We start from the raw sequence: 25968 nt of genomic DNA on the forward strand, positions 1-25968 counted from the left end.
ACAAATACCCTTAGAAATGAAGGTGGATCTATGAGAAAAACAATCGTTATTGCAGGTGCCGCAGGCGAGGGCATCAACACAGTCGAAATGTACCTGGAAAAGCTGTTAAAGCAGAGCGGGTATGACATATACGCTTATAAAAATTACATGTCGAGAATCCGCGGCGGCTACAATTACTCAACAATCACAGTTTCCGATGAACCCGTATACAGCATAGATGCGCAGGCGGATTATTTTGTTGCCCTCAACAAAGAAGCATGTGAGGCAGCAGAAGAACAAGAGGGGGTCTTAATCACGACAAGTGCTCTGGTCGGCGACTCTGCCGGCGAAAAAGCCGTCGTTTTCGACAGCGCTCGTATTAAGGAACAGTCAAAGAATAAAAACGCATTTGGCATGGTTGCTGTGGGCTACTTGCTGAAAACGTTCGGTGTCGCTGAAAGCCACCTTGGGAAGATTACCAGTTCCAAATGGTCGGAGCAAATCAATGCGGAAAACCAAGCACTGGTGACACTGGGGTTCGCCGAGGCAACTGTTCAACAGGAGAGTGGTCGAGCGGATGAAAACCGAATTGTACTCGGCGGTAACCAAGCGGTAGCACTAGGCGCGCTAAGTGCAGGACTCGATTTTTACTGTGCGTATCCTATGGCGCCGTCTACAGGGATTATGAATTACTTGTCACTTCACGATAAAAAAGCCCATATGATTGTCGAACAAGCTGAGGATGAAATTGCTGCGGCAATGGCGGCAATCGGTGCGGCGTCAAATGGTGCCAGAGCTATGACGGGAACTTCCGGCGGCGGCTTTTCGCTTATGGTAGAGGCGCTGGGATTTGCAGCAGTCGGCGAGGTGCCGGTGGTCATATGCAATGTGCAACGACCCGGACCGGCCACCGGATTGCCGACGCGAACAGAGCAAGCCGACCTCGCCTTTGTCACAACGGCATCTCAAGGGGAGTTTTCTCGCATCGTCATGGCGCCGCAAACGGTAGAAGACTGTTTCTATGCGACGTTTAGAGCGTTTAATCTCGCTGATAAATACCAAGTCCCCGTTATTTTGTTAACCGATCAACTCCTTGCAGACTCGGTACAAAGTGTGTCGCGTTTTAAGACGGAAGATCTTAAAATTGAACGGCATTTGCTCAAAGAAAAAGTTGCAGATTACAAGCGTTACGATATGGACAATTTGTACGGTAACCGCAAGTATCCCGTAATTGACGACGAAACATTGATTATGACGGACTCACACGTTCATACGCCTTATGGGTACATTACAGAGGACGAAGGCCTCTCCATCGCCTTGAAGAACAAGTTCCTCAGACGGACGGAGGCCATTAAAAGCGACCTCGTAAAGCCATCCCTCTATGGCGCTTCCGATTACGAAACGCTCTTTATCGCATGGGGCTCGACTTACGGCGCGCTTAAAGAAGCGGTCGACGCTTTGACAGCTCGAGGTGAAAAGGTGGCGATGTTGACGTTTACAGATGTTTACCCAATTGCTGAAAATGTACTCGACGACTATGTCAAAGAAGGCACTGTCGTGGTCAATGTCGAAGGGAACGGCACCAACCAGTTCGGTAAGATTCTTAGAGCTGAAACCGGTGTCAAATGGCACCACAGCATTAACAAATACGACGGCCGACCGTTTACACGCGACTATATTCAGAAAGCATATGAGGTGATTGCAAATGGTAAATAATGTTGTCGATTTAAATATGAAACCCAATCCGTTTATAAAATCTATTGCTACCAGTTGGTGTCCCGGCTGCGGGAATTTCGGCATCTTGGATAGCTTGAACAAGGTGTTGTTCGATGCGGGTTTGAAGCCACAGGAAGTGCTGATGGTATCCGGTATCGGACAGGCTGCAAAGTTGCCGCATTACATCAACGCTCACGGTCTCAATACGCTGCACGGCAGAGCGCTTCCGGCAGTTTTAGGTGCACAGGTGGCCAATGACGCATTGAAAATTATCGTCAATTCAGGCGATGGTGACACGTATGGCGAGGGTGGCAATCACTTCTTGCACAACATACGTCGAAACCTCGATATTGTGCACATTGTCCACGACAATCAAGTGTATGGGTTGACCAAAGGACAGGGGTCGCCGACGACGCCGAAGGGGCAGGTAACGCGCCTGCAACACGATGGTGTGAAGTCCGATCCGTTGAACCCTGTTGCACTGGCTATTTCCCTCGGTTGCAGTTTTGTCGCCAGAAGCTTCTCAGGCGACGGTGCCCATTTACAGGCAATGATTAAAGCGGCGATGGCGCACAAAGGCTACGCGTTAATTGATGTCATGCAGCCGTGTGTGACGTTTAATAAAATCAATACGTTTAAATGGTACAAGGACCGCGTACAGCCATTGCCGGAGGGCTATGACCCGACTGACAAGGTCAAGGCATTTGAAACGGCTCAAAAATTCGGGGATGAAGGCATTCCCGTAGGTATTCTCTACAGGGACGAAAAGCCGACTTTTATGGCGCAGCAGCGGCATATTGAGAAACCGCTTATCGATTACGATAGAACGCCTGCGGTTATAGACGGTATTATGGACACGTTAGTATAATCTATAAAGGGTGTCGCTACCAATGTGTAGCGGCACTTTTTTATCGCAAGGAAGGGGGGACGGTTCTTTTGTGCCGTTTCATTGTGCTCAAGAACTGTTCAAGTCCTGCGGTAGGCGGTGTTCAGAGGACTTGTAATCTCGCACCGTATGAACGGAAATCAGTTAGCCGCCTACCGCGGTTTCGGCAGTTATGTCAAAATGTGCAGTTTGTAAAAAGACGCTGTTTGCAAGTCGTGAGGCCGATTGAGTATATACATAAATGTAAAATAATAGTGGATTTTGGCACAAAAGAACCGTCCCTTTGGGGTCGCGCGACAAAGGGGACGGTTCTTTTGTGCCATTTCATTGTGTTTAAAGTTTGCTTAAGTCCTGCGGTAGGCGGTGTTCAGAGGACTTGCAATCTCGCACCGTATGGGCAGAAACCAGTCAGCTGCCTACCGCAGTTTCGGCAGTTATGCCAATATGTGCACCTTGAAAAAAAGGCGCTGTTTGCAAGTTATTAGGCCGATTGTGTATATACATAACTGTAAAATAATAGTGGAATCCGGCACAAAAGAACCGTCCCCCCTGTTATTTCACAAATACAGTGTATAGAAACGGAACGATGACCACCGTCATTAAGCCGGCGAGGCCAATGGCCGTACTGCTCAGAGCGCCTTCTTCCTCACCGAGTTCCAGTGCCTTGGCTGTGCCCACAGCGTGAGAGGCCGTCCCGATGCCGACACCGACAGAGACGCCGCTCATCTTAGGCAAGACCTTGAGCACAAACGGTACGAGTAAAGCCCCACCTGTACCGGCGATAATGACCATCACCACAGTAATGGCGGGCATACCGTCTAGTATTTCCGTAAGGGACAGCGCCATAGGCATGGTAATGGACTTTGCAAAGCTCGACGTCATCAACTGTTCGTCTAAATTGACGAGTCTGGAAAGCATTAGAATGCTGAAGAAAGACGTCAAGACGCCGCTGAAAATACCGACGAGCAGTGCAAGAAAGTGTTTTTTAATCAACGCACGCTGTCTATAGAGCATCAATCCAAGTGCGACTGTCAAGGGCCCTAAAACGTAATGGATGCCCTGTGCCCCAATCATGTAGTCGGCATACGGAATCTCGGCAACCGTTAGAAAGGCGATAATGAGCACCATGGCAATCACCAGCGGGTTGGCGAAATCAGAAGCCGTTTTTCGCTTGACCCAGAGGCCGATCTGATAGGCGACAATAGTGAGAATAAGGCCGAAAGCAGGTGTTTTAAATAAATCGGACATTAGGAGGCCCCTTTCTTGCTGAGAACATGAGTGACCAGCATCGTGACCACCATAGTAATAATAGTAGAAACAATTCCGACGAACAGCAGTGGCAACAATATCTTTAAGCTAAAACCTTCAATGGCCATAATGCTGACGCTGATGGGGATGAAAAAAAAGGCGATGTTGCCGAGCAACCAGTCGCAAAGTTCTTTAATATGCGCTTCTTTTAAAACACCTGTCAGCAGGGCGAGAAAGAACAAAAGCATGCCGCTGACAGCGCTGGGAAGGGCGAAGATGGGGGCGATGAGCCGGCTGAGGACGTCGCCCAATAAAAAGAAGGACAACAGGAGGCCGGTTTGTTTAATGAGTTTCATAAATGCTCCTTAAGGGTGTACGTGAAAACCGACAAAGCACAAGGCTCTGTCGGTTCCTTTCGATGACGCCATAGGCAATCGCAGTAGAGTTACTTGCGATGCCTCGGGTTTTGCCATCCCTATTATAAGTTATATCAATCTTAAAAGCAATGCGTTGCTGCGTTTTATAAAAGCGCTCATGGCTTCCGATTCAAGCGGCCCGTGAGACAACATAGCGAGGTCGTAGAGCTGCTTGCAGATGAGGGCGTTGGTCTCTGCATCTTTTTCGCCATCGACCAAGTGTTTGACCAGCGGGTGGTTGAGGTTCAGCATTAGCGTCGTCTCCGGCGCAAACATAGCGGGATCCATGCCCCCCATACTGTACATGCGCATCATGTCTTGCATACGGCGGGATTCTTCACTGAGAATAATCATTGACGACACGTCTTCGCCCTTGAGAGATTCCAGTTTCAGTGTGAGTTTCTCCATGCCGAGAGCTTCTTTAAAGGTTGCAGTCAGCTGGTCTGTCGCCTCTGTGAGCGCTTCGTCTGAAAGCGTTGTGTCGGCTTTCATATGCGCGTTGATATCGGCGTCGACTCTCGAGAACGTCACCCCTTCGTTTTTCGCTTCTAAATGCGAAATAAAGGCGTTGTCAATCGGGTGATCGAGGATGACGGCAGATAGGTCGTGCGATTTGAACAGTCGCGTGTATTGTGCTTGTTGGACTGTATCGGTGACGTAGAACACTTTGTTCTCGTGTTTGTCTTTAGCGGCTTCCAAATATTCTTCCAAAGTGACGAACGTATCGTCAGTCGTTTTAAACAGATAGGCCGATTTGACGTTGTCGTAGAACTTGTCGTCTTTTAAACCGCCGAACTTAATAAATGGATTGATGTCTTCCCAGAAGCCTTCGTACGCTTCGCGTTCGGTTTTAAACAGGCCGTTGAGCTTATCTGCCACTTTTTTGCTGATGTAGTTTGAAATCTTGCGGACGAACCCGTCGTTTTGAAGAGAACTTCTCGACACATTAAGTGGGAGATCCGGACAGTCGATAACCCCTTTAAGCAGCATGAGAAACTCCGGAATAACTTCTTTGATGTTGTCGGCAATAAAAACCTGCGTGTTGTACAGTTTAATCTGCCCCTCAATGGTATCGAACTGCGTGTTCAACTTAGGGAAGTACAGGATGCCCTTGAGGTTGAACGGGTAGTCCATATTGAGGTGAATCCAGAACAGCGGCTCTTTAAAATCTTTAAAAGTATCTCTGTAGAAGTTTTTGTAATCTTCATCTGTACAGCTGCCAGGCGACTTTAAGTAGAGCGGCGTCGTTGTGTTGAGGGGCTCCGGTGTTTCTTCAACAACTTCGCCCTCTTCATTTTTTTCCGGTTCTTTGCCGACGACCTCTAGATAAATGTCGTAAGGCATAAATGAACAGTATTTGTTAAGTGTATCGCGAAGCGTGTATTCTTCTAGGAATGACTGGCCTTCCTCGCCGATGTGGAGGATGATGTCCGTCCCTCTAGTGGTCTTGGTACCCGGTGTCATTTCATAAGAAGTACCGCCGTCACAGCGCCAGATAACAGGGGCTGCCCCGTCTTTATAAGACAGCGAGTGGATTTCCACTTGTTCCGCAACCATAAAAGCTGAATAAAAGCCCAAGCCGAAGTGACCGATGATTTGGTCTTTGTCTGACTTGTCCTTGTACTTTTCAATAAAGTCCTCGGCGCCAGAGAAAGCGATTTGATTGATGTATTTTTTGATTTCTTCGTCGGTCATACCGATGCCGTTGTCAGAAAAAGTGAGGGTTTTCTTTTCGGCATCGAGTTCGACGTGAATGGCGAACGTCTCGTCTTGAGCCAAAGTCGCTTCGTTCATCGTACTGAGCTTTTTGAGTTTGGTAATGGCGTCGCTGGCATTGGAAACCAGTTCACGTACGAATATATCGTGGTCGGAATAGAGCCATTTTTTTATGATTGGGAAAATATTTTCACTGTGAATAGACAAATTGCCTTTTTCATTTTGCATAGTATCACTCCTTTTTTATCATTCTAACCATAATGATAAAGCGCATTGTTCAAAAAGTCAATAAAAATTAGCACTCAACCGATTAGAGTGCTGACACGCTGTTGGGTTATAAAAATTTTCAACCAATAGTCATTAAATCTATGATACAATTGTTATATCTCACGAGATGTGGGCATAAATGATAATGAAAGAAACGAGAGCGAACTTTTAGCCGCTTGGCTATAAATATGTGAAAGAGGAAAGGAGAAGCCCTATGAAAATTAGAGCAATCATGACACCAGTTAAAAAATTGACCATCTTACAACCAACGGATACAGCAAAAAAGGCAATCGAACTCATTGAGTCAAATGGCTTTTTGTCTTTACCAGTAGCAGAAGGCGAGAAATTTATCGGCTTCCTGTCAAAGCAGTTTATTTACGATACGTTTTTTAGTGAAAAAGCGGACGACATCGATACATTTTTAGAGAGACCGGTTTCTAAGTTTATTCACAATCAGGTGGCACCTGTAGACCCTGAATTGCTTATTGAAGAAGCAGCGGACATCTTTTTCAAAAATCGTGTGCGCTTCTTGCCAGTAGTCGAGGCCAACGGCAACTTCGTGGGCATTGTGACACAAAATGCACTTTTCGGTATCCTTACAAAAGTATACGGTTTGAAACACTCGAAAATCTCCATTATCACTGATGATTTCAAAGGCATCTTGACGCGTATCGCCGATATTATCGCGCGCAACGACGGCAACATTCGCAACATTGCGCTTCTGGATACTGAAGTCATGGGGATTCAGGAAATTTCCATTCGCCTTGAAGGGGGCGACATCGATAAGATTGTCGAGCGATTAAATGAAAGAGGCTTTAAAGTCAGAGACTATGTCAAATAACAGACCAAAGATTTTATGTAGCGCATGTCTGGAACATTGTAAATGTCGATACGATGGTAGTGTTATTGAAAACACTACCATCAAACATTTACAGCCTTATGTCGATTTTGTGACGGTTTGTCCCGAAATGGGCATCGGTCTCCCTTCGCCGAGAGAGGCAGTTCGCGTGGCGCGTATAGACGGCAAAAAAAGGCTTATCGATTCCTACAGCGGTACGGACCGCACAGAAGCGATGCATACTTATATCGATGCTTTTTTAGAGGCACAAGAGGCGTCGACTTTTGACGGCGTCATCCTCAAATGCAAGTCGCCCACCTGTGGCTTTAAAGATGTTAAGCTCTACAGTGGTGCAGGCAAACAACCGAGTTTACCGGAAAAAACTGCCGGCTTTTTCGGCGCGGCAGTAAAGGCAAAGTTTGCCCATGTACTCGTAGAAGACGAAGGTCGCCTCAAGCACTTTAATATTAGAGAACACTTTTTTATGACGGTGTTTTTAAGCAGCCGTTTTAGGGCGGTTGCTTCTGAAGTGTGTGAAAAACAGCGGTTAAAGCCGTTGGTGGATTTTCACAGTGAAAACAAGTACCTTATGATGGCGTACAATCAATCGGCGTTGAAAAAACTCGGCGGCATTGTGGCCAACCATGAAAAAAGGACACTTGAAGCAGTTGTCAAGGCTTATGGCGAGACATTGAGTGTCATTTACAACGCGCATCCGAGCATCGGTAAAAACGTCAATATGCTGTTGCATTTGTTCGGGTACTTTAAAAAGGGGCTAACCGCTGAAGAGAAGGCTTTTTTTCTCGACCAAGTGTCTCTTTACCAAACCAAGAAACTGCCTTTTTCATCGGTATTGTCCATTCTTCACGCTTGGGCCATTCGCTTTGAAGAAACGTATTTGATGCAGCAGACGATTTTTAATATGTTTCCAAAGGCCCTAATCGAAATGACCGATTCAGGCAAGGGGCTCTAGTGTCCTGTAGCGTTCACAATTAAAAAAACGCACTTTCGAAGGTCGGTTTGCAACGACTCTTTCGATAAGTGCGTTTTTTAGTATGCCTGTGATTTTAACGAGCGTCTGGAATTTCTGAAAGTTGTTTTTTCTTATGGTAGTGGCGGAGTGCAAAATAGATGCCGCCAAGCCCAAGATATAAGGCGGCGCAAGTCGCCAACCAAATCTGAGTAAATTGAATAAAGAACTCGAGGGGCATCAGCTGAATTAAGCGGTCTTCAAGGGGATTCAACAACCAGAGGTCATTTGGAAAAAATATTTCGTGAAATTGAACGAAAGCCGCGTTGAAGTCCAGTGCGGCAGCGCCGACACCGAGAACGATTAGAAGCGTTAAAATAAGCAACGCCGCTTTTAGGGCCCCTAGCACGCTCCGGCGGTCACCGGTGAGTGCAATGACGACAATAGCTATTAGCATCGCCAACTGAGCGCCAAACAAAACGCGTTTGCCCCAGTCGAAAAGTTGTTTCACATCGACCATGTGTTGGATTTCTTTTGCATTGAAAAAAGGTTGCTGGCGTCCCTCTAAATAGACGTCGACATCTAGTGTGGGGATTTCGCCGTCCATATAGTCGACCAATGTTCGACTGACTTTTGAAAGGTCTGAAGTCGATAGGCCGATAGCTTCGTGTACTTCCAGTTTTAAAAACTGTTTGGTATAGTAGGCGTCGTTGAGTGCGTAGTGTTCAAAACTCAATAGGAGCAAGTTACAGACGATGCCGATGGCGAGAACCCATCGCGCACAAATGCGTACGTATTTCATAGAGACCTCCTCAGTTGATTTTATTATATCGAAGGCGGCGGGTTTAGGCAAGGTGGCACGCCTTGAAAGGCTCGGCATTAAATGATAAAATGAAACAATATCACATTAGGGAGGTGGGCCATGGTACGGTTGTTTTTGGGTAAGGCAAAAAGCGGGAAAACGTCCGCCATATTTCAGGAAATGAAGGCGTCTATTGAAGCGGGATCGGCACATGAAATCATGTTGATTGTTCCGGAACAGTATACGCTTGAAGCCGAAAAACAATTGATAAAGGCCATCGAAACAAAAGGGTTTTTAGGTGTCGAGGTGGTCAGTATCAAAAGGCTGGCACATCAAGTGCTCAAGGAAACAAGACAATTCGATAAAGTGAAGATAACCGAAACCGGCAAGCAAATGCTGCTCAGAAATTTGTTTACGACAAACAGAGACCTGTTAAAAATATATCAAAACGCATTTGACAAAGCCGGTTTTTTAACGCGCTTTTTAGACTTGATTAAAGAGTTCAAGCAAAGTCAGATGACACCAGAACACCTTGAGGAAGCTGCGGAAAAATTAGAACCGTCATCGATATTAAAGCAAAAGCTCAACGATATTTGCACCATTATGCGCGCATATGAAGCGGCAAAATCGACGGCGTATTTCGACGACGAAGATTTGTACGAGGCGTTGATAGAGGGCATCGATCAAAGTGAAAAAATAAAGGGAATGACGCTCTATATAGATGGTTTTGACAGTTTTACAGCACAAGAACACGCCGTTATTCAGGCACTTGCACAGCGCTGCAAAAAGCTGACGGTCTCTCTTGCACTCGATGGCGAAGACACGCCATATACTTGTTTTAAACACACACAGCGCACCTTCGACAGAATCGCCGAAGGACTGGTGCACTTTGAAATCAAAAGCTTCGACGGCAACTACCTTTGGGAACGTCAGCACGCTCTGGCACTTCAAGTGATGCAGTATCCCTATGTGGCACACGACGTAAACGACGGGCGCATCAAAGGGTTCGCAGCGGCCAATCGAGAAAATGAAGTGGCGCATTGCTGTGTGGAGATTTTAAAGTGCATGGAACGCGACGGCTACGCCTACAAAGACATCGCCGTGGTCACCAATGCCCTAGACGCCTACGAAGCCACTGTCACACGGCTGTTCGAACTCTACGACATCCCATTTTTCCTAGATACCAAGGTGGGGGTGATGGACAACCCTTTTGTCCACTTTGTGCTCAGTTTGTTAAAGGCACCGATGGCGTACAGGCAGTTGCAGAGTGTTTTGATGCTGCTTAAAACGGGCTTTGCCCCCTTTGAAGATGCCGAGGTGTATGCCTTTGAATTCTACATCAAGCAGAACGGTGTCACACTCAGTCAGCTGTTCAAGCCCTTTGAAAAGCCCCCTACGGGTCAGGTTTCGCTGGAAGCTCTAGACGCCATAAGGGCTACTGTAGCCACATGGCTTGAACCGCTTTACAAGCTGTCTAAAAAACAGCCGTCGACGGTATCGACGTATGTCAAAACTTTGTACGAAGTCCTTCTCGACGCCGACGTCTACGTTAGGATACAAGACTTAGTGGCGCGGTTTGAACTGGAAGCGGCATCGGATAAAGCGCAGGCTTTTGGACAGATATGGAACGCCTTTATTCAACTGATCGATGAGATGGTGGCACTTATGGGGGAAGAGCGCATGGCGTACGATGCGTTTGTACAACTGGTAGAGACTGGGCTGGAGACTGTGGAAATCGGCAAGTTGCCTTTAGATGAAAACACCGTGCTCGTCGGCAGTATGGACCGCTCGAAAGCCCATCCGATAAAAGTCTTATTCTTGCTTGGCGTCAACGACGGGGTATTGCCCGAGAGCGGCGGTCAGGCGCAGCTGATACAAGAGACTGAAAAACAGTTGCTCAATCAAAGCGGCGCATCGATAATCGCCGACCAGAAGATGTTTTTGGACAAGGAGGCTTTTAATCTTTACACCACCCTTACGCGGCCGTCAGAGCGTCTCTATTTGAGCTATGCGACCTCAGATTCAGAGGGGCGCACATTGAGGCCGTCTTATCTGGTGTCAAAAATGGAGAAAATCGATCGTCCGCTGGCGTTTGAGCCGGATCGGCGCGCGCTGGTGGACGACGCTGGCAAGCCGTACTGGGTGTATGGCAAGGCGGCGACATACCGTCACCTTGCAGTGGTTTTGAGAAAATGGATGGACGGCTATGAGGTTGACCCGCACTGGTTCGATGTGCTCGCTTGGTTTGAAGCACATGAGCCGACGCGCTACAATTTGCTGATAACCGCCCTTCGCCACGATAACAGTGTCGGTAGACTCGACGGCAAACAAGTGGCGTCTATTTATCCGACGCCGCTTAGAACCAGTGTTTCTAGACTGGAGACTTACGTGCAATGTCCGTTTAAGTTCTTTGTACAGACGGGCCTCAAACCCGAGGTGCTCAAACCTTATAAAGTCGCCTATCCCGATGTCGGGGTGCTTTTCCACGGCGCTCTCGAAAACTTTGGTAAAAAGTTGTTTGAGGAAGGCCTCTCGTGGCAAAACGTCGATGAAGAAACCTGTGAAGCGCTTATCGACTCTATTGTAGACCAAATGGTCGACGCGGACCTTTACAGATCCAAGTTCAGCTATCAGTATATGGCACAGAAGCTCAAACGCGTGTCAAAGCGCGCGGCACTCACCCTGAAACACCATTTGATGCAAGGGGGCTTCGAGCCGAAGGCCTTTGAGCTGGCGTTCGGACAAGGTGCTGAAAGCGTGCCGCCTATTGTTATTGAACTCAGCAATGGTCACAAGATTTTTCTGCGCGGGGTTATCGACCGCATCGACATCATGGCTTTAGACGACGGACACTACATTAAAATTATCGATTACAAATCAGGCAGTAAAAGTTTGTCCTTGACGGATATATACTACGGTTTGCAGATGCAACTTATGGTGTATCTCAAGGCGAGCCTGGGGCAGCCGTCTTACTTTAGAGCCAACGCCGTGTATCCGGCGGGGGCGTATTACTTTAAAATTGACGACCCGCTCATTGAAAGCACCGCCCAAGTCAGAGAAGTCGTCGCCGGCGAGGTCATGGCGCAACTCAAAATGGACGGCCTCAGTTTGGACACTTTGGAAGTCTTGGAACAACTGGATGGCGCACTTGCCGAAACGGGGAAATCCGACGTCATTAAAGTCAAGTTTAAGACCGACGGCACATTTACCAAGGACTCAAAAGTCGTCAATTTGGAGCAGTTTAACGCCCTGATGCTTTGGGTAGAGGAGACTGTGCGCACCATCGGTACGGCTATATTAGACGGCGATATGCGGGTCGACCCCTGTCAACTGGGCAACTTTACAAGCTGTGACTACTGTACGTACAGTGCGCTGTGTCAGTTTGACCTCAGCTTTGAAGGCAGTGGCTACAGGCGCCTTGCGACGCTTGACGACGAAACCGTGCTCGACATCATAACGCAAAAGGAGGCAAAAGACCATGTGGACCAGTGAACAGGCGGCAGCAATTGAATTGAGACATGCGAACTTGTTGATTTCTGCGGCAGCGGGATCGGGAAAGACCGCTGTACTCGTCGAGCGGGTGATTCAGTTGATTTTAAACGCGGAGACTTCTGTCGACCGGTTGCTGGTTGTAACGTACACCAACGCCGCTGCGGGCGAAATGCGCGGCCGTATAGAAAAGGCGCTTTCTGAGGCCATCGAGCAAAATCGCGGCGATAAAAAACATTTAAGCGAGCAGATTAAATTGCTCAGTCACTCGAGCATCAAGACGTTTCACGCATTTTGCTTAGACGTCATCCGTGCGCATTTTCAGAAAATCGACATCGATCCCAATTTTCGAATGATCAACGACAACGAGCGTTTGCTCATGCTCGAGTCGGCAATGGAGGACACGCTTGAAAGGGCTTATGAGGCACTGGAACCGGCGTTTGTTCAGTTGGTTGAGGCGTTTTCAGGCAATCGGGACGACCTCAAACTCCGCAAGATGATCCTTCAGCTCTATCAGTTCATATTGGCACATCCGAATCCAAAAACTTTTTTAGACGCTCAGCGGGCGGTGTATGCCGACGAAACACATCCTGTAAGACAGCAGTGGGCGCAAGTGATTACGGCACATTTTCAGCAGTTGATCGAAAACGGCATCGAACACATTGAAGAGGCCATTGAACTCTGCCAATACCCCGGTGGCCCGACGCCGTATATAGCGACGCTTCAAAGCGATAGAGAAAAACTTCGCTTATTGGAAGAAGCAGCTGCTGTTGGGATGCGCGCCCTTGAGCAGACAGTCGCCGACCTGAAACTCGACCGAATTGCATCCATTAGAAAAGCCGATAGAGACCAATACGACGAAGGCCTTATTGAGCAAGTCAAAGGGTACTGCCGAGATAAGGTCGTTAAAAAACAGGTACTGGAAGTGATAAAGAACTTCTTTAGTTACAAGTCTTACGACCGCTTTAACGAGGAAATTCAGGCGCTACAGCCCCATATCGACGCGCTGTGCGATTTGACAGAGGACTTTATGAGGCGCTATACCTCGGCCAAACGCGCAGAAAACCTTATGGATTTTAGCGACTTGGAGCATTTTGCTATTGAGATTCTCGACGACGCGGCCATTGCCGCACTTTACAGGGCACAATTCGATTTTATTTTCGTCGACGAGTACCAAGATGCAAGTGCCATACAGGAACATATCGTACAGGCCATTAAGCGAAGGGGAAACGTCTTTATGGTTGGCGACGTCAAGCAGAGTATTTACAAGTTCCGGCTCGCCGACCCGAACTTGTTTATTGAAAAATACAAGCGCTTTACCCACTACGACACGTTGTCGAAGAAGGGGGAAAAGACGCCGGAAGCGGTAAACGCCTATTTGAGCGAGCAGTTGGACGAGCAATTCGTAAGAGTGGACTTGCGGTGCAACTTTAGGACGCGACCGGAAGTTCTGGACTCGGTGAACAACGTCTTTGAAAACATTATGTCAGAGGCGCTGGGCGACATTGTATACGACGACGCGGCTAAGCTTTATGGAAAGATGGCTTTTGAAGATACCGGTGCCCCGGCGGTGACCGCTACTGTAATCAGCAAGAAGGGCATCGAAGAGGAAGACGATGTGCTCACCTTCTTAAAGACGGACGAAATAGAAGCGCGCCATATTGCCCACATGATTAAAAAAACGGTAGGCACGCCGGTGTATTTTCCGAAAGAAAAGCAGTTGAAACCCTGTCGATATGCAGACATCGCCGTGCTGCTGAGAAGTACGAAATCTTGGACGTCGGTATTTGAGCAAGTGTTTATCGAGGAGGGCGTGCCCCTGTATACAGAAAGTCAAACGGGGTACTTTGATACTCTTGAAATCAAGTGGTTGATGGCTCTGCTAAAGACAATTGACAACCCTTTAAACGACTTGGAACTCCTTACGGTGTTGCGCTCGCCTTTTGTCGGACTGGATATCAATGCGCTGGCCGCTATTAAAACCGCTGCACCGGAAGGCGCGTATTACGATAAAGTGAACGCCTTGGCGTCAGGCGACGGCCCTAGTGCAGAAAAACTGACCGTTTTTTTAAAGCGCCTTAAAGTTTGGCAAAAACAGGCGCGGTACCTTCCGCTAGACGAGTTGCTGTGGACCGTTATTGAGACCTCGGACATCGCCGCCTATGTGTCGTGTATGCCCGGCGGGGTTGCGCGTTGCAACAACTTGGCGCTGCTGGTCGAACGCGCTGTGGGTCTCAAACAGTCTAAACTGTTTACCTTGCCTTACTTTATAGCGTTTATTGAAGAAATGATTGCGTCTAACGGCGATATGGGGACTTCTAAAAACGTAGGGGAAGGGGAAGATGTGGTCAAGCTGATGAGCATACACAAATCCAAGGGCTTGGAGTTTCCGATTGTCATCTTGTCCGGTATGGGACGCAAGTTTAACCAGCTCGATACAACAGGGGACTTTATTTACCACAAACAACTGGGACTGGCGTTGCCGTTTGTAGACGTGTCCCTGAGGACAAAGACGAAGACCCTCCCACAATTTGCTCTAAAAGAGCAGATTAAACGCGAGACGCTCTCGGAAGAAATGCGCGTCCTGTACGTGGGGATGACACGTGCAGTGGACCGCATGATTGTCGTCACCACTGTAGCAGATGCGAAGAAGCGTATAACGACTTGGGAACGGCCGTATTCGCCGCATGGACTCTACCACGCTACAGGTTTTTGCGATTGGATTCAACCGACGTTTATGACGGACGAAACAGTTGTAACGGCATTTGTCGAGCCCAGTGACTTGGTGACAGATGAAGTGGTTTTATCGCGCCGGCAAGACGAGCAGTTGGCGGCACTTCAGCTTAAATGCCTAGAGGCCGACAGCACATGGGTTACCCCGCGGTTTAAAATGCCGCCGCGCGGGTTGTCCGGCCAAATGCCTGTGAAGCGTTCCGTCTCGGAGCTGAAAGAAGACAGCCGGCAGACCGTCGTCTTAGCAGAGGCGCCGAGCTTTGTGAAGCCGACACCTGAAATGCAGTCGGCAAAGATCGGAGAAGTGGTTCACGCCCTGCTGGAGCGTTTGCCGTTTAGAGAAATCGACGATCTCTCAGGGCTCAAATCCTTTGTGGAAGACACGTGTACGCGCCTCGACGGCGACCCAGATATTTATAGTAAGATAAATCTTTTCAAAATCTTAGCTTTTCTCAAGTCGGATTTGGGTATAAGAATAAAAACAGCACAAGCCGTTTATCGTGAGACGCCGTTTGTCTACGAGGAAAGCGGCCAATTGGTTCAGGGGGTCGTGGACCTTTATTTTGAAGAAGCGGACGGGTTTGTTGTGGTCGATTATAAAACCGACGGCCTAAAGGGACGAACACTCGATGAAGTGGCGGCACCGCATGGTGCACAAGTGTCCTATTACGCGCGGGCCATTGAAGGCATAACCGGCAAAAAAGTCAAAGAAAAGTACATTTATTTTATAAATTTAGAAAAAGTTTACCGTGTAGCAGAGTAAAGGTTGGTGCGTTATGAAATACGAAAAAGAACTACAAATTGCAATTGAAGCCGCCTGTTCGGCGGGGGATGTTATCATGACCGTTTATCAAACGGACTTCGACGTCTCTATTAAAAAAGATACGTCGCCGGTAACAGAAGCGGATATTGCGGCAAATCACGTAATCCTCAACATGTTGAAATCGGCGTTCCCCGAAGACGGTTTTCTGTCAGAAGAGGTTAGGGACGATGAAAGTCGTCTGACTAAAAAGCGTTTTTGGGTGATAGACCCGTTAGATGGCACGAAGGAGTTTATTAAGAAAAACGACGAATTTGCTGTAAACATCGGCCTTGTCGTGGATGGAGACATCCATTTGGGACTCGTCTATCTGCCGGTGTCGAGAAAAGTTTACTACGGTATCCGCGGTGAGGGTGCCTATGTCAGATCGTGTGAAAGTACGACGCCGAGACGCATCTTTGTGTCGAAAAGACGAAAGCCGTATCACCTTTTGGTGAGCCGTTCGCATCCGTCTGAGAAAACGCTTACTTTGTTGAAACAGCACGCTGATGAAATTGAAACGGTAACGGAAATGGGCAGTGCCATTAAAGGTTGTCTCATTGCGGAGGGCCTGTACGATGTGTATTACAACTTTGGACATTCGAGGAAATGGGACACTTGTGCAATGGAGTGTATCGTAGCCGAGGCCGGTGGCGTTTTGAGAAAGCTCGACGGCGTGCCGATTGACTATATGGAAAAAGACACGTTAAACCGCGGCTTTTATATTGTCAATAGCGAAGAAAATTGTGTGGATTTGACACAGATCCTTTAAGGAGGGATGCCATGAGCGTTCAACGGATTAGACCCGACGCCTACCGGACGACGAGCTGGTCGGGAGGTGAGACGACAGAGCTTTACATCTACCCGGAAGACGCCTCTTTTGCCACGCGTCAATTCAGATTCAGACTTTCGAAAGCCACTGTGGCGGTGGACGCTTCTGATTTCACGCCGTTAAATGGTGTGACTAGGTGGCTTATGCCGTTGACGGGGCCGCTTAAGCTGAGCCATCAAAACGAGGGACAGAAGTTGTACGATATCTATTTGGAACCTTTTGATGCCCATTGCTTTAGAGGGGACTGGTCGACGAAGAGCGTCGGGCAGGTGACGGACTTTAATTTGATGCTGAAGGGGCACACCCGCGGCGATTTAGCCGTATGGGAGCCGGAGAGGGCGGCTGGTGTTCTCAACGACAGCCTTTCTGCTGAGGCACTTGCAAGTGGCGCTTTGTTTGCCCTTTACGTCTACAGCGGTGCGTTAACCGTCGACGGGGTGCGCGCGGAAGCAGATGACTTGTTAATCATCCGGCTGGAAGCGTCTGAGCGCCGCTTTAAAAAAATGCAGTATACCAAAGAAACCGATGATGTGCGCGTCATTGTGGCGCAGATCGTCGATTTGTAGTGTCCTGTAGTGTTGAGATTTAATTTTATGTATTTTGAACTTGATTCGTGGCTTAAAAAAACTGTTGTCTACAGAAAAAGACGGCTCCCCAAACAGGCGCCGTCTTTTATTGTTAATGTTTATACAACTAAAAAAGTATACAACAAGATTTGAGCCGAAAGCTGCATCAGCTAAAATGGTAGAGTCTCAGTCTGTTTTTATCGGCAACTGGATTAAGAAGGTGGTACCGACATTTAACTCGCTGGTCACTTTGATTTTACCTCGGTGCTGGTCGATGATGATTTTGGCGATGGATAAGCCGAGGCCTGTGCCGCCGTGCTGATTTTCTTTCATCTTCGTTCTCGATTTGTCTGCGCGATAGAAGCGGTCGAAAATATGCGGCAGGTCTTTCTTGGAAATACCGATGCCGTTGTCGGACAATCTCAAAACGGCATAGCCGTTGTTTTGCGTCAGTGACACCTTGATTTCGCCGCCGTTTGGCGTGTACTTAATGCTGTTGTCTATGAAGATACGGATGGCTTGCTTGAGTTTTTCACAAGAGCCGAACAACAAGATGTTTTCTTCTAACGTATCGACAATTTGATGGTCGGTGTCAATGAGATGGGTTTCTTTGACAATCTCCTCTAAAAGCAAACTGAAGTTAAAGTCGCTTTTCTCCATTTTCAGGGTGCCTTTATCGTTGCGGGCGATAAAGAGCAGGCTTTCGACGAGAGAGTGCATGTTGTCGGTTTCGCCGACAATGGCGTCGATGCTTTCCTCTAGGACATTTGGATCGTCTTTGCCCCAACGTTTGAGCATGCCGCCATACCCTTTGATGACAGCTATCGGCGTGCGCAGCTCATGGGAGGCATCGGATACAAATTGCTTTTCCCGCTCGTAGCTTTGTTGGATGTCGTCGAGCATGTTGTTAAATGTGCTGGCGAGGTCTTTGAGCTCGTCTTTTGTGCCGCTGACATTGAGCCGTGTGCTCAGGTTGTTGGCAGACATGTCTTTAACTTGCTCCGTTATGGTGTGAATCGGCTTTAGGTGCTTTCGCGCCAGTCGGCTGGAAGAACGCGCAGCTGAGAGGAGCAATGTTAAGCCGATAATGATGGCAATGGGAAAAGTGGCTTCTAATGTCTCAGCGGCTTTGGTGCGACTGAGGTGCAGGGCGTAAAACGCACTGTTCTCGAAAAATTGCCCGTCGAGGGTGCCGTAAGTCACCGCATTGGGGAATTGCGGAAATTGGCTGAGCTTGTATCGGTCTTCCCAAATGGCGTCTTTGTAGGCCAGCAGGTTCCCGTCGCTGGCGTAGAGTGTCTTCTTATCGCCGTCGAAGATATAGAGGGTAAGGGCGTTGTGCGACAAGTAGGTCTCGACTGTTGGCAGCGGTGTTTCAGGTGTCTCCCAGACGGTGCTCAAGTACGCTTTATGCGTCTCGAGGGCGGTTTCACTGCTGTAATAGAGGTAGTAGGTGAACGCGCCGTATAGGCCGATGACCATAAATAGGATAAAACCAATCAAACGCATGCTAAAGCCCAAACTCAGTTTAAACGTAATATTGAATCGAAAGAGCGATGCGATTCTGTTGGTGAACTTCGAAAATTCTGATGCTTCCGGATCTTCTTCATAGCGGTATACCGGCTCGACCTTGGGAACTGGTTTTGGCACTGGTTTGCGCTTAGAAGCCTTAGGCGCTTTTGAAGTTTTGGGCGCACTTCGAGTGACGCGACGCGCTTCTGATTTATTTTTTTGCCGCTTAGGTGCTTGCCGTTTAGGCGATTGTCGCTGCGGCGATTGAGCAACGGTATCTTTACTTACTATTTTCATCTTTAAACAGGTATCCCACCCCTCTAACCGTATGAATAAACTTGGTTTCATACTGGTCGTCGATTTTACTTCTGAGATAGCGGATGTAGACGTCGACAATCTTCGTTTCGCCAAAATAGTCGTAGCCCCATACTTTGTCTAAAATTTGTTCGCGGGACAAGGCGATGTTTTTGTTTTCTGTCAAGTAGTGCAACAAGTCGAACTCGGTTTTGGTCAGCTCAATTGGCGTTTCGCCGTAAGCGACGGTGTACTGGTTGTAGTCGACGACGAGATTGCCGGAGACGAAGACGTTGGCGTTTGAAATCGGCGTTTGGCGCACAGTGCGGAAAATGCGGCGGATGCGCGCCAGAAGCTCTTCGATGGCAAAGGGCTTGGTCATGTAATCGTCTGCGCCGAAGTCCAGCCCCATGACTTTATCCATGGTGTCGTCTTTTGCCGTGAGCATAATAATCGGAATCTGTGAGTTGAGACGAATGCGCCTACAGACCTCCATGCCGTTGAGTCCCGGGAGCATAATGTCCAGAACGATGAGATCAAACGGCTCGGCAAGTGCGCGCTCGAGCCCCTCGCGACCGTTGTGTTCTGCTGCCACCTCAAACCCTTCGTGTTTGAGTTCCAGCTCTATAAAACGAGCGATTTTGACATCGTCTTCAATCACTAATATCTTGTGCATATTGCCTCCTAAAGCGTGGATTTAACAGTGGTAAACTGTTTGTATAATGTTATTATACCACGAGAAAGGCGCGGAAAAAGAAAAAAAGCAAGGCGGGCACCTTGCTTCATTTCATTGGGAGGACAAGGCCATGGGATTACGCTCTGCGATCCACTTCTTCTTGTTCCACTTTAACTTCTTCTTCTTGTGGTGCGCCTTTGCTTTCTGAAAACGTCTCGCCGAAGTTTACTTTTTTGCCTTTTTCATCGATGAGGATAAACTTGTAACCGAGTAGGAGCGGAATCAACAAGATGATAAGCGATACCGGGAGTGTGAACAGAATGATGAGGGACGCAATGGTCAAAGGCAAGTCGAGGACTTTGTGTCCCTTTTTACCGATGGTGAACGACGTCTTGTGCATCTTTTTAATAAAGGCGCTGACGTCGTCGAAGAAATCTCTTCTAGGCGCTTGCTTGCGACGCTCACCCTGTGCTTTTTTCTGTTTGTTGTAATTTGTTTTTTGGGAAGACTCGAGTTCGATTAAAGCTTCCACCATGTCCCCGTTGTGTCTTTCCAGGGCGTCTTTTGCTTCTTTGTAGGAAATGTTGGCTCTTTCCATGAGCATATCAATTTTTTCTAAACTTACTGACATAATAACCTCCTTATAAACGTGTTTACGATTTTGTACGTTGTCTCAGCCATTCAGAGACTTCGTTGGTCTTGCCGAACGCGCTCTTTATATACAGCTTAATACCGAAGAAAAACGGCAATGCGATGACGATTAATGAGAACGGCATCAGCCATAAGACGAAGAGCGCTACGAGTAAGAGCGGCACTTCGAAAAGCTGTACGTCATTTTTCTTCCAGATGACTTTGATGTTGAGTGAGAACTCGATGGCTTTGCAGGCTTTCTTCAAGGCCCATTTGGCTTTTTCCTGCCATTCGGGTTCCGGCTTTTCACCTTGAAAAGCGTCGTCAGTTGTGCCGGTGTCGGTTGTGTCGCCTTCGATTTGGATAATGGCTTCGATGACATCGCCGTTCGATGCCTCCAGCGCTGCTTTCGCCGTCGCATAATCGGCTCCGGTTCGTTCAATAACGCGATCGATTTGTTCAAGTGTTATCGACATGTTAACCTCCTTTTTGAGCAGTGTACCGAACTCTTGAACTCATTATAGGCGTTCATGATTAATATGACACTTACAAAAGGTTAAAAAACAGCTAGAATTTATCCAGGGGGCTGATTGACGCCAAAGCACATATTTGGTACGATGTATCTTATTCCTTGGAAAAGCGCGTAAAAAAGCCCCTTGCCACCGGCTAAAGTCCGGCGACTAGAGGCTGATTATGTTAATGTCCCATAAAGAAGAGTTTGAGTTTTTTTAAGGTATCTGAGCGATACTCCTGTCGGTGTACGAGATCGTGGTACCATTCCGCTAAGAAGATGGTCGCCATTTCGTTGCCGTGTTCGGCTTTGGCGATAAAATCACTGAGTACCGTCTCTTTAGGTGGCGCACTGTGGGATTGATACACGTATTCTTCACTGACAAACTGAAAAATCGCTTGTTTGAATTCTGTTGTCATTTTAATGCCTCCATCGTCTTTTGCTTTGGGAGTCTGGCAATCGTAGAGGAAACCTCCTTAGACCCATGACTTTGCGTCATCACCTTTCGGTAATTTTGCCTTTATCTGCTAGGGCAATTTAGCCTTTATCATTATATAATGAACAGTGTATAAACTTCAAGGTTTATCCTTAAAATAAGTCAGAAGTCACAAAGAACCTCTGAAGGTCTTTTGGTGCAATATACCCAAATGATTTCAAACAACACAAAATATTTGGAATTCAAGGTGTATTGAGAGTTCTTTGAATAGAAAGAACACGGCGTAGATTATTAAAAATTTAACACAAAACTATGAAAAATGTGTATAATGTATCTTGTGGAAGGAGTCTGCTATGAAGATAAAAAATGGGGTCGATCTCGTTGAAATCAAGCGAATTGAGGCCTTAATAACGCGTAAGGAACATTTTGTCAGACGCTTTTTTACAGAAAAAGAATGCGCGCTGTTTGAAGAAAAGAACGGGCGCGCAGAGACAATTGCGGCAAATTTTGCGGGAAAGGAAGCCATTGCCAAGGCCTTTGGAACCGGGGTGAGAGGCTTTGATTTAAACGAACTTGAAATCTTACGTGATTCCCTAGGGAAGCCATATGTCACCTTGTATGGCAGGGCTCGGGAGCGCGCAGAAGAAGACGGTTTAAAAGCCATTGAAATTTCACTTTCGCATACTGCAGAACACGCCATTGCATTTGTTATAGCAATATACTAAAATAGGGAGTGAAGAGGTTATATATGGAAGCCAGTGGATTGTTGCGCCCCGTGTGGGCAGAAATAGATTTGGATTGTGTGGCACACAATATGCGCGAGGTGAAACGCGTCGTCGAAGATGGCGTCGCGGTAATGGCGGTGATTAAAGCCGACGGTTACGGTCACGGTGCCGTACACATCGGACAAACGCTGTTGGATAACGGCGCCGACCAATTTGCGGTGGCGACGCTGTCTGAAGCCTTAGCACTTCGCCACGTCTATCGAGACGTTCCGATACTCGTTTTGGGGTACACCCCGGAGGCGTATCTGGAGCAAGCACTCGCTTGCGACATTATGGTGACGCTCTTCACCGAAACTCAAGCGGTCTTTCTGTCTGCACTTGCCGGTAGACTGGGAAAGACGGCACAGGTGCATCTAAAGGTAGATACCGGGATGCGCCGTCTGGGATTTCCCGCAACCGCTGAGACAGTAGAGATTATTTCAAACATAAGTGCATTGCCCTCTATAAAGATAGAAGGGGTATTTACGCACTTTGCCAAAGCTGATGAGGCGGACAAGTCATTTGCCCACGAGCAAGTGAGGCGCTTTTGTTCGGTGACGGATGCTTTAAAGGCACGCGGTATTGATTATGGACGGCTACACGTGTCGAACAGTGCTGGGATTATCGATTTACCCGAGTATCAGTTCGATATGGTGCGCGCCGGCATCATGCTTTACGGTCTATACCCTTCAAAAGCAGTGCGGCGTTCCACAGTCCGACTAAAAGAAGCCATGTCGCTTAAAGCGCGCATCGCTCAAGTCAGGACGATTGAACGCGGCGACGGCGTCAGTTACGGTCATCGCTTTGTCGCCGACAGCACCCGTAAAATAGCCACATTGCCCATTGGGTATGCAGACGGCTTTTCCAGATTGCTGGCAGGGCGCGTACAGGTGTCTGTAGACGGTGTAAAACGCCCGATAGTCGGCACCATCTGCATGGATCAGTGCATGGTGGATGTGACGGATCTCGAAGTGAAGCGAGACGACGAGGTGGTCTTATTCGGTATAACTGAAGGTAACGATATAAGTATTGATGTGTATGCATCGTATTTGGGTACGATTAACTATGAAGTTGTTTGTATGGTTGGAAAACGCGTACCGAGAGTATATTTTCAAAATGCAAGTATTCTACATGTCGAAGATTTTAATTTGATGCATGATTTTTTTTAAAAAATGTGGTATGATAATCTACAAGGCAAGTTAGAACTTGTACACGGAGAAGATAGCGCGGTATGGACATTTAAATGTTTTACTGGGGGTATTTTTATGAAAACACATACGCGCGGTTTACTACAAGAAGAACTGGCTAAAAAGTTCAGTGTCGATATTTCACGTAAGCATCTCATAGCGATAGAGAAAATGAAAAAAGGCTATGAGAGCATGGCACAAATCAATTTAGATATGTGTGAAATGGGGGCTTGTGATTATCTATACGCACTTTTGGTCTGTGAAGAACAACTGATTGGAGATGATCAAGAAAGTGAATATTAAAAGAGGCGATGTCTATTTTGCAGACCTTTCCCCTGTTAAAGGTTCGGAACAAGGCGGTCAGCGTCCTGTTCTCATCGTGCAAAATAACATTGGCAACAAATACAGCCCTACGGTTATTATAGCAGCCATTACCGCTAAAATAGCGAAAGCCAAATTACCCACACACGTAGAAGTCGAAGCATCAAAAGTGGGGCTGATTAAAGACTCAGTGATTTTGCTGGAACAAGTTAGAACAATAGATAAGACGCGATTGATTCAAAAACTCGGTCAGCTCGATGACGATGTGATGACCCTTGTGGATCAGGCGCTTATTGTGAGTCTTGGATTGTTAGATAAAGATGAGTAAAATACCTGTATATTTTTAATATGCAGGTATTTTCATGATAGGGAGGTACAATGTCGACTGTTGACATTCATAAAACGATACGCATTTTCGGTATGAAAGTAGATTGCGTCACAATGGACGACGCTTACAAGCGGTTTGTTTCTTTTATGACGACGCCGGGCACACAGATGATTTTTACACCGAATCCGGAATTCGTCATGACGGCGCAAGAAGACTCAGAGTTTATGGAAGTGCTCAACGCAGGGGACTTGGTCGTACCCGACGGCATCGGTTTGCTGTTGGCGTCCAAAGTGCACAAGCTGGGTTTGACAGAACGCGTACCTGGAATCGAACTGATGGGGAAAATGCTCGAATACGCCAATAGAACTGAAAAGTCTATTTATCTGTTCGGTGGCAAGCCGGGCGTAGGAGAAGCCGCTGCTGAAAACATTTTGAAAGCTTATCCAAACATAACACTCAGCGGTACGGCGAACGGCTACGTCGATCAGAGCGGCATGATGAAGGTTTTGGATGATATTAATGAAAAAAAACCGGATTTGTTGTTTGTGGCACTGGGCGCACCAAAGCAGGAAAAGTGGATTTACACGCATCGAAAGTTATTGGATGTCAGTGTGGCCATGGGTGTTGGCGGTGCATTGGACGTTTGGGCAGGCACCGTAAAAAGGGCGCCGAGAGCGTTTCAAAAATTAGGGCTCGAATGGTTTTATAGACTGTTAAAGCAGCCGTCGAGAGTACTTAGAATGATGGTACTGCCAAAGTTTATGATCCGGGTTTTACTGACGCGACACATCGATGAAAAAATAAAAGGATGAGGAGGGCGTTATGTCTGATAATGTAACGATGAAAGAACTGATGGAGAACTATGAGGGTACGGAGCAAATCCAGAGAGGCGACGTTGTAGAAGGCACTGTAATTTCGTTAAACGACGACGAAGCCATCCTCAATATCGGCTATATGGCAGACGGCGTTTTGCCGAAAACCGAAGTCTTTGAAGAAGAGTGGGAGCACCTGAAAGTAGACGACCGCGTACCGTGCTATATCGTCAAGACGGACGATGGTGAAGGCAGTGTGTTGCTGTCACTTAAAAAGGCACAGGAGATTGTGGTTTGGGATGTCTTAAAGGACATGGAAAACCGTGGTCAAGCTCTTGAAGTCAAGGTGAAAGAAGCTGTAAAGGGCGGCGTTGTAGCCAGATACCAAGGGGCGCGCGTCTTTATTCCGGCGTCACAACTGTCCTTGAGCTATGTCGAAGATTTGACAGCTTATGTCGGCACCAAACTCGAGGTGAAACTCATAGAGGTAGACGGCGACAAAAAGCGTGCGGTTGCTTCACATAAGGAAATTCTAAAAGTTCAAAGAGCAGAGCAACGCGGCGACCAACTCGCGCGATTAAAAGAGGGCGATACGTTGACGGGAACAGTTGTCAGACTCGCCAACTACGGCGCTTTTGTCAACATCGGTGCTGTAGACGGTCTCGTACACGTTTCTCAAATGTCGTGGAGACGTGTGAAGCACCCGTCAGAGGTGGTTAAAGAAGGCGACGTTGTAGAAGTTATCGTAGTCAGTGTGGACAGAGATGCTGAAAAAGTTGGGCTCAAACTTGCGAAAGTTCAAGACAATCCGTGGACGTCAATCGAATCGCACTACGAAGCGGATCAAATCGTTAGGGGAACTGTGACGCGCATTGCAAGCTTCGGCGCCTTTATCGAACTCGAAGAAGGCATCGAGGGTTTGTGCCATATTTCTGAACTCTCAGAGCAACATGTTCAAAGCGTTCAAGAAGTGGTTTCTGTTGGCGATGAAGTCGAGGTATACATCCTTTCTATCGATAAAGAAGCGCAACAAATGGCATTGAGCATTAAAGCTGTGAACGAAGCGCCGGAAGAAGCCTTTGATTTGGATGAACTGACTTCAGAGGAAGCACCGGCGACGCTTAGCGATATTTTTGGCGACAAACTTAAAAATCTTAAACTATAGGTTGCCGGCGGGGGGGACTAGCGACCTCAAACAGTCGAGAGCATCGACGACGGTTGAACGCGTCTTCAAACAGGT

23 protein-coding genes and 1 riboswitch are annotated in these 25968 nt (G+C 47.5%); of the genes, 14 read left to right on the top strand and 9 right to left on the bottom strand.

Features of this window, described 5'->3' with window-relative positions; genetic code table 11:
* The first annotated feature begins 30 nt into the window (after positions 1 to 30).
* On the top strand, positions 31 to 1695 hold the full coding sequence (locus ACR6HW_RS15085; RefSeq protein WP_455728533.1) for a 2-oxoacid:acceptor oxidoreductase subunit alpha: 1665 nt from the start codon (positions 31 to 33) through the stop codon (positions 1693 to 1695).
* On the top strand, positions 1685 to 2563 hold the full coding sequence (locus tag ACR6HW_RS15090; protein WP_455728534.1) for a thiamine pyrophosphate-dependent enzyme: 879 nt from the start codon (positions 1685 to 1687) through the stop codon (positions 2561 to 2563). Before ACR6HW_RS15085 ends, ACR6HW_RS15090 begins: the two co-directional genes overlap by 11 nt.
* 570 nt (positions 2564 to 3133) lie before the next feature.
* Here the strand turns inward: ACR6HW_RS15090 and ACR6HW_RS15095 are convergent.
* The 3 genes from ACR6HW_RS15095 to htpG form a co-directional block, all read right to left on the bottom strand.
* Entirely contained in the window at positions 3134 to 3829 is a 696-nt protein-coding gene (locus tag ACR6HW_RS15095) for an LrgB family protein (protein ID WP_455728535.1), read from the bottom strand.
* A complete protein-coding gene (locus ACR6HW_RS15100; protein ID WP_455728536.1) occupies positions 3829 to 4185 on the bottom strand; it encodes a CidA/LrgA family protein in 357 nt (118 codons plus the stop codon). The genes ACR6HW_RS15095 and ACR6HW_RS15100 overlap by 1 nt, the downstream gene beginning before the upstream one ends.
* Before the next feature lie 129 nt (positions 4186 to 4314).
* On the bottom strand, positions 4315 to 6189 hold the full coding sequence (gene htpG, locus ACR6HW_RS15105) for a molecular chaperone HtpG (protein WP_455728537.1): 1875 nt from the start codon (positions 6187 to 6189) through the stop codon (positions 4315 to 4317).
* Between the two features lie 253 nt (positions 6190 to 6442).
* Between htpG and ACR6HW_RS15110 the strand changes: the two genes are divergently transcribed.
* Positions 6443 to 7069 (top strand): CBS domain-containing protein, encoded by a 627-nt coding sequence (locus ACR6HW_RS15110; RefSeq protein WP_455728538.1) that lies wholly within the window; start codon positions 6443 to 6445, stop codon positions 7067 to 7069.
* Positions 7059 to 8039, top strand: a complete 981-nt coding sequence (locus ACR6HW_RS15115; RefSeq protein WP_455728539.1) for a YbgA family protein — start codon at positions 7059 to 7061, stop codon at positions 8037 to 8039. The genes ACR6HW_RS15110 and ACR6HW_RS15115 overlap by 11 nt, the downstream gene beginning before the upstream one ends.
* 94 nt (positions 8040 to 8133) lie before the next feature.
* Here ACR6HW_RS15115 and ACR6HW_RS15120 read toward each other — a convergent pair whose 3' ends face one another.
* Positions 8134 to 8838, bottom strand: coding sequence for a TIGR01906 family membrane protein (locus ACR6HW_RS15120; RefSeq protein WP_455728540.1), 705 nt, complete (start codon positions 8836 to 8838; stop codon positions 8134 to 8136).
* Between the two features lie 120 nt (positions 8839 to 8958).
* Between ACR6HW_RS15120 and ACR6HW_RS15125 the strand changes: the two genes are divergently transcribed.
* From ACR6HW_RS15125 to ACR6HW_RS15140, 4 genes are read left to right on the top strand one after another with little or no spacing between them, the layout of a single operon-like run.
* Positions 8959 to 12330 carry a PD-(D/E)XK nuclease family protein gene (locus ACR6HW_RS15125; protein ID WP_455728541.1) on the top strand — a complete coding sequence of 1124 codons (3372 nt, stop codon included), beginning with the start codon at positions 8959 to 8961 and terminating at the stop codon, positions 12328 to 12330.
* Positions 12317 to 15823: a helicase-exonuclease AddAB subunit AddA gene (addA, locus tag ACR6HW_RS15130; RefSeq protein WP_455728542.1), complete on the top strand. Its 3507-nt coding sequence runs from the start codon at positions 12317 to 12319 to the stop codon at positions 15821 to 15823. Before ACR6HW_RS15125 ends, addA begins: the two co-directional genes overlap by 14 nt.
* Positions 15824 to 15836: 13 nt before the next feature.
* The gene (locus ACR6HW_RS15135) at positions 15837 to 16631 is read left to right on the top strand and encodes a 3'(2'),5'-bisphosphate nucleotidase CysQ family protein (protein WP_455728543.1); all 795 of its coding nucleotides are present in this window, start codon (positions 15837 to 15839) and stop codon (positions 16629 to 16631) included.
* Positions 16632 to 16642: 11 nt separating this feature from the next.
* On the top strand, positions 16643 to 17257 hold the full coding sequence (locus ACR6HW_RS15140; protein ID WP_455728544.1) for a HutD/Ves family protein: 615 nt from the start codon (positions 16643 to 16645) through the stop codon (positions 17255 to 17257).
* A gap of 186 nt (positions 17258 to 17443) precedes the next feature.
* On the opposite strand, the gene ACR6HW_RS15145 is transcribed toward ACR6HW_RS15140, so the two are convergent.
* From ACR6HW_RS15145 to ACR6HW_RS15165, 5 genes are all read right to left on the bottom strand, one after another.
* Positions 17444 to 19066: a sensor histidine kinase gene (locus ACR6HW_RS15145; RefSeq protein ID WP_455728545.1), complete on the bottom strand. Its 1623-nt coding sequence runs from the start codon at positions 19064 to 19066 to the stop codon at positions 17444 to 17446.
* On the bottom strand, positions 19050 to 19739 hold the full coding sequence (locus ACR6HW_RS15150) for a response regulator transcription factor (RefSeq protein ID WP_455728546.1): 690 nt from the start codon (positions 19737 to 19739) through the stop codon (positions 19050 to 19052). The genes ACR6HW_RS15145 and ACR6HW_RS15150 overlap by 17 nt, the downstream gene beginning before the upstream one ends.
* 136 nt (positions 19740 to 19875) lie before the next feature.
* The gene (locus ACR6HW_RS15155) at positions 19876 to 20370 is read right to left on the bottom strand and encodes a DUF4342 domain-containing protein (RefSeq protein ID WP_455728547.1); all 495 of its coding nucleotides are present in this window, start codon (positions 20368 to 20370) and stop codon (positions 19876 to 19878) included.
* A gap of 22 nt (positions 20371 to 20392) precedes the next feature.
* On the bottom strand, positions 20393 to 20845 hold the full coding sequence (locus ACR6HW_RS15160) for a UBA domain-containing protein (protein WP_455728548.1): 453 nt from the start codon (positions 20843 to 20845) through the stop codon (positions 20393 to 20395).
* Between the two features lie 220 nt (positions 20846 to 21065).
* The gene (locus tag ACR6HW_RS15165) at positions 21066 to 21299 is read right to left on the bottom strand and encodes a hypothetical protein (RefSeq protein WP_455728549.1); all 234 of its coding nucleotides are present in this window, start codon (positions 21297 to 21299) and stop codon (positions 21066 to 21068) included.
* A gap of 24 nt (positions 21300 to 21323) precedes the next feature.
* Positions 21324 to 21409: riboswitch (cyclic di-GMP riboswitch) on the bottom strand.
* Positions 21410 to 21669: 260 nt separating this feature from the next.
* Here ACR6HW_RS15165 and acpS point away from each other — a divergent pair.
* From acpS to rpsA, 6 genes are all read left to right on the top strand, one after another.
* Positions 21670 to 22041 carry a holo-ACP synthase gene (acpS, locus tag ACR6HW_RS15170; RefSeq protein ID WP_455728550.1) on the top strand — a complete coding sequence of 124 codons (372 nt, stop codon included), beginning with the start codon at positions 21670 to 21672 and terminating at the stop codon, positions 22039 to 22041.
* Positions 22042 to 22064: 23 nt separating this feature from the next.
* Entirely contained in the window at positions 22065 to 23249 is a 1185-nt protein-coding gene (gene alr / locus ACR6HW_RS15175) for an alanine racemase (RefSeq protein WP_455728551.1), read from the top strand.
* A 96-nt stretch (positions 23250 to 23345) separates the two neighbouring features.
* A complete protein-coding gene (locus ACR6HW_RS15180; RefSeq protein ID WP_455728552.1) occupies positions 23346 to 23570 on the top strand; it encodes a hypothetical protein in 225 nt (74 codons plus the stop codon).
* The gene (locus ACR6HW_RS15185; RefSeq protein WP_455728553.1) at positions 23560 to 23916 is read left to right on the top strand and encodes a type II toxin-antitoxin system PemK/MazF family toxin; all 357 of its coding nucleotides are present in this window, start codon (positions 23560 to 23562) and stop codon (positions 23914 to 23916) included. The genes ACR6HW_RS15180 and ACR6HW_RS15185 overlap by 11 nt, the downstream gene beginning before the upstream one ends.
* A 50-nt stretch (positions 23917 to 23966) precedes the next feature.
* Positions 23967 to 24728, top strand: coding sequence for a WecB/TagA/CpsF family glycosyltransferase (locus tag ACR6HW_RS15190; RefSeq protein ID WP_455728554.1), 762 nt, complete (start codon positions 23967 to 23969; stop codon positions 24726 to 24728).
* Positions 24729 to 24738: 10 nt separating this feature from the next.
* Positions 24739 to 25893 (top strand): 30S ribosomal protein S1, encoded by a 1155-nt coding sequence (rpsA, locus tag ACR6HW_RS15195; protein WP_455728555.1) that lies wholly within the window; start codon positions 24739 to 24741, stop codon positions 25891 to 25893.
* The last annotated feature ends 75 nt before the right edge of the window (positions 25894 to 25968 follow it).

The sequence above is a fragment of the Fusibacter sp. JL298sf-3 genome (assembly GCF_053842995.1).

What these genes read in the sequence shown, in the direction of transcription:
- addA (WP_455728542.1), top strand. Translation starts at nt 12,317, where the DNA reads ATGTGGACCAGTGAACAGGCGGCAGCAATTGAATTGAGACATGCGAAC.
- rpsA (WP_455728555.1), top strand. Translation starts at nt 24,739, where the DNA reads ATGTCTGATAATGTAACGATGAAAGAACTGATGGAGAACTATGAGGGT.
- ACR6HW_RS15100 (WP_455728536.1), bottom strand. Translation starts at nt 4,185, where the DNA reads ATGAAACTCATTAAACAAACCGGCCTCCTGTTGTCCTTCTTTTTATTG.
- ACR6HW_RS15140 (WP_455728544.1), top strand. Translation starts at nt 16,643, where the DNA reads ATGAGCGTTCAACGGATTAGACCCGACGCCTACCGGACGACGAGCTGG.
- ACR6HW_RS15135 (WP_455728543.1), top strand. Translation starts at nt 15,837, where the DNA reads ATGAAATACGAAAAAGAACTACAAATTGCAATTGAAGCCGCCTGTTCG.
- ACR6HW_RS15120 (WP_455728540.1), bottom strand. Translation starts at nt 8,838, where the DNA reads ATGAAATACGTACGCATTTGTGCGCGATGGGTTCTCGCCATCGGCATC.
- ACR6HW_RS15190 (WP_455728554.1), top strand. Translation starts at nt 23,967, where the DNA reads ATGTCGACTGTTGACATTCATAAAACGATACGCATTTTCGGTATGAAA.
- htpG (WP_455728537.1), bottom strand. Translation starts at nt 6,189, where the DNA reads ATGCAAAATGAAAAAGGCAATTTGTCTATTCACAGTGAAAATATTTTC.
- ACR6HW_RS15085 (WP_455728533.1), top strand. Translation starts at nt 31, where the DNA reads ATGAGAAAAACAATCGTTATTGCAGGTGCCGCAGGCGAGGGCATCAAC.
- ACR6HW_RS15110 (WP_455728538.1), top strand. Translation starts at nt 6,443, where the DNA reads ATGAAAATTAGAGCAATCATGACACCAGTTAAAAAATTGACCATCTTA.
- ACR6HW_RS15125 (WP_455728541.1), top strand. Translation starts at nt 8,959, where the DNA reads ATGGTACGGTTGTTTTTGGGTAAGGCAAAAAGCGGGAAAACGTCCGCC.
- ACR6HW_RS15115 (WP_455728539.1), top strand. Translation starts at nt 7,059, where the DNA reads ATGTCAAATAACAGACCAAAGATTTTATGTAGCGCATGTCTGGAACAT.
- ACR6HW_RS15155 (WP_455728547.1), bottom strand. Translation starts at nt 20,370, where the DNA reads ATGTCAGTAAGTTTAGAAAAAATTGATATGCTCATGGAAAGAGCCAAC.
- alr (WP_455728551.1), top strand. Translation starts at nt 22,065, where the DNA reads ATGGAAGCCAGTGGATTGTTGCGCCCCGTGTGGGCAGAAATAGATTTG.
- ACR6HW_RS15160 (WP_455728548.1), bottom strand. Translation starts at nt 20,845, where the DNA reads ATGTCGATAACACTTGAACAAATCGATCGCGTTATTGAACGAACCGGA.
- ACR6HW_RS15145 (WP_455728545.1), bottom strand. Translation starts at nt 19,066, where the DNA reads ATGAAAATAGTAAGTAAAGATACCGTTGCTCAATCGCCGCAGCGACAA.
- ACR6HW_RS15180 (WP_455728552.1), top strand. Translation starts at nt 23,346, where the DNA reads ATGAAAACACATACGCGCGGTTTACTACAAGAAGAACTGGCTAAAAAG.
- ACR6HW_RS15095 (WP_455728535.1), bottom strand. Translation starts at nt 3,829, where the DNA reads ATGTCCGATTTATTTAAAACACCTGCTTTCGGCCTTATTCTCACTATT.
- ACR6HW_RS15165 (WP_455728549.1), bottom strand. Translation starts at nt 21,299, where the DNA reads ATGACAACAGAATTCAAACAAGCGATTTTTCAGTTTGTCAGTGAAGAA.
- acpS (WP_455728550.1), top strand. Translation starts at nt 21,670, where the DNA reads ATGAAGATAAAAAATGGGGTCGATCTCGTTGAAATCAAGCGAATTGAG.
- ACR6HW_RS15090 (WP_455728534.1), top strand. Translation starts at nt 1,685, where the DNA reads ATGGTAAATAATGTTGTCGATTTAAATATGAAACCCAATCCGTTTATA.
- ACR6HW_RS15150 (WP_455728546.1), bottom strand. Translation starts at nt 19,739, where the DNA reads ATGCACAAGATATTAGTGATTGAAGACGATGTCAAAATCGCTCGTTTT.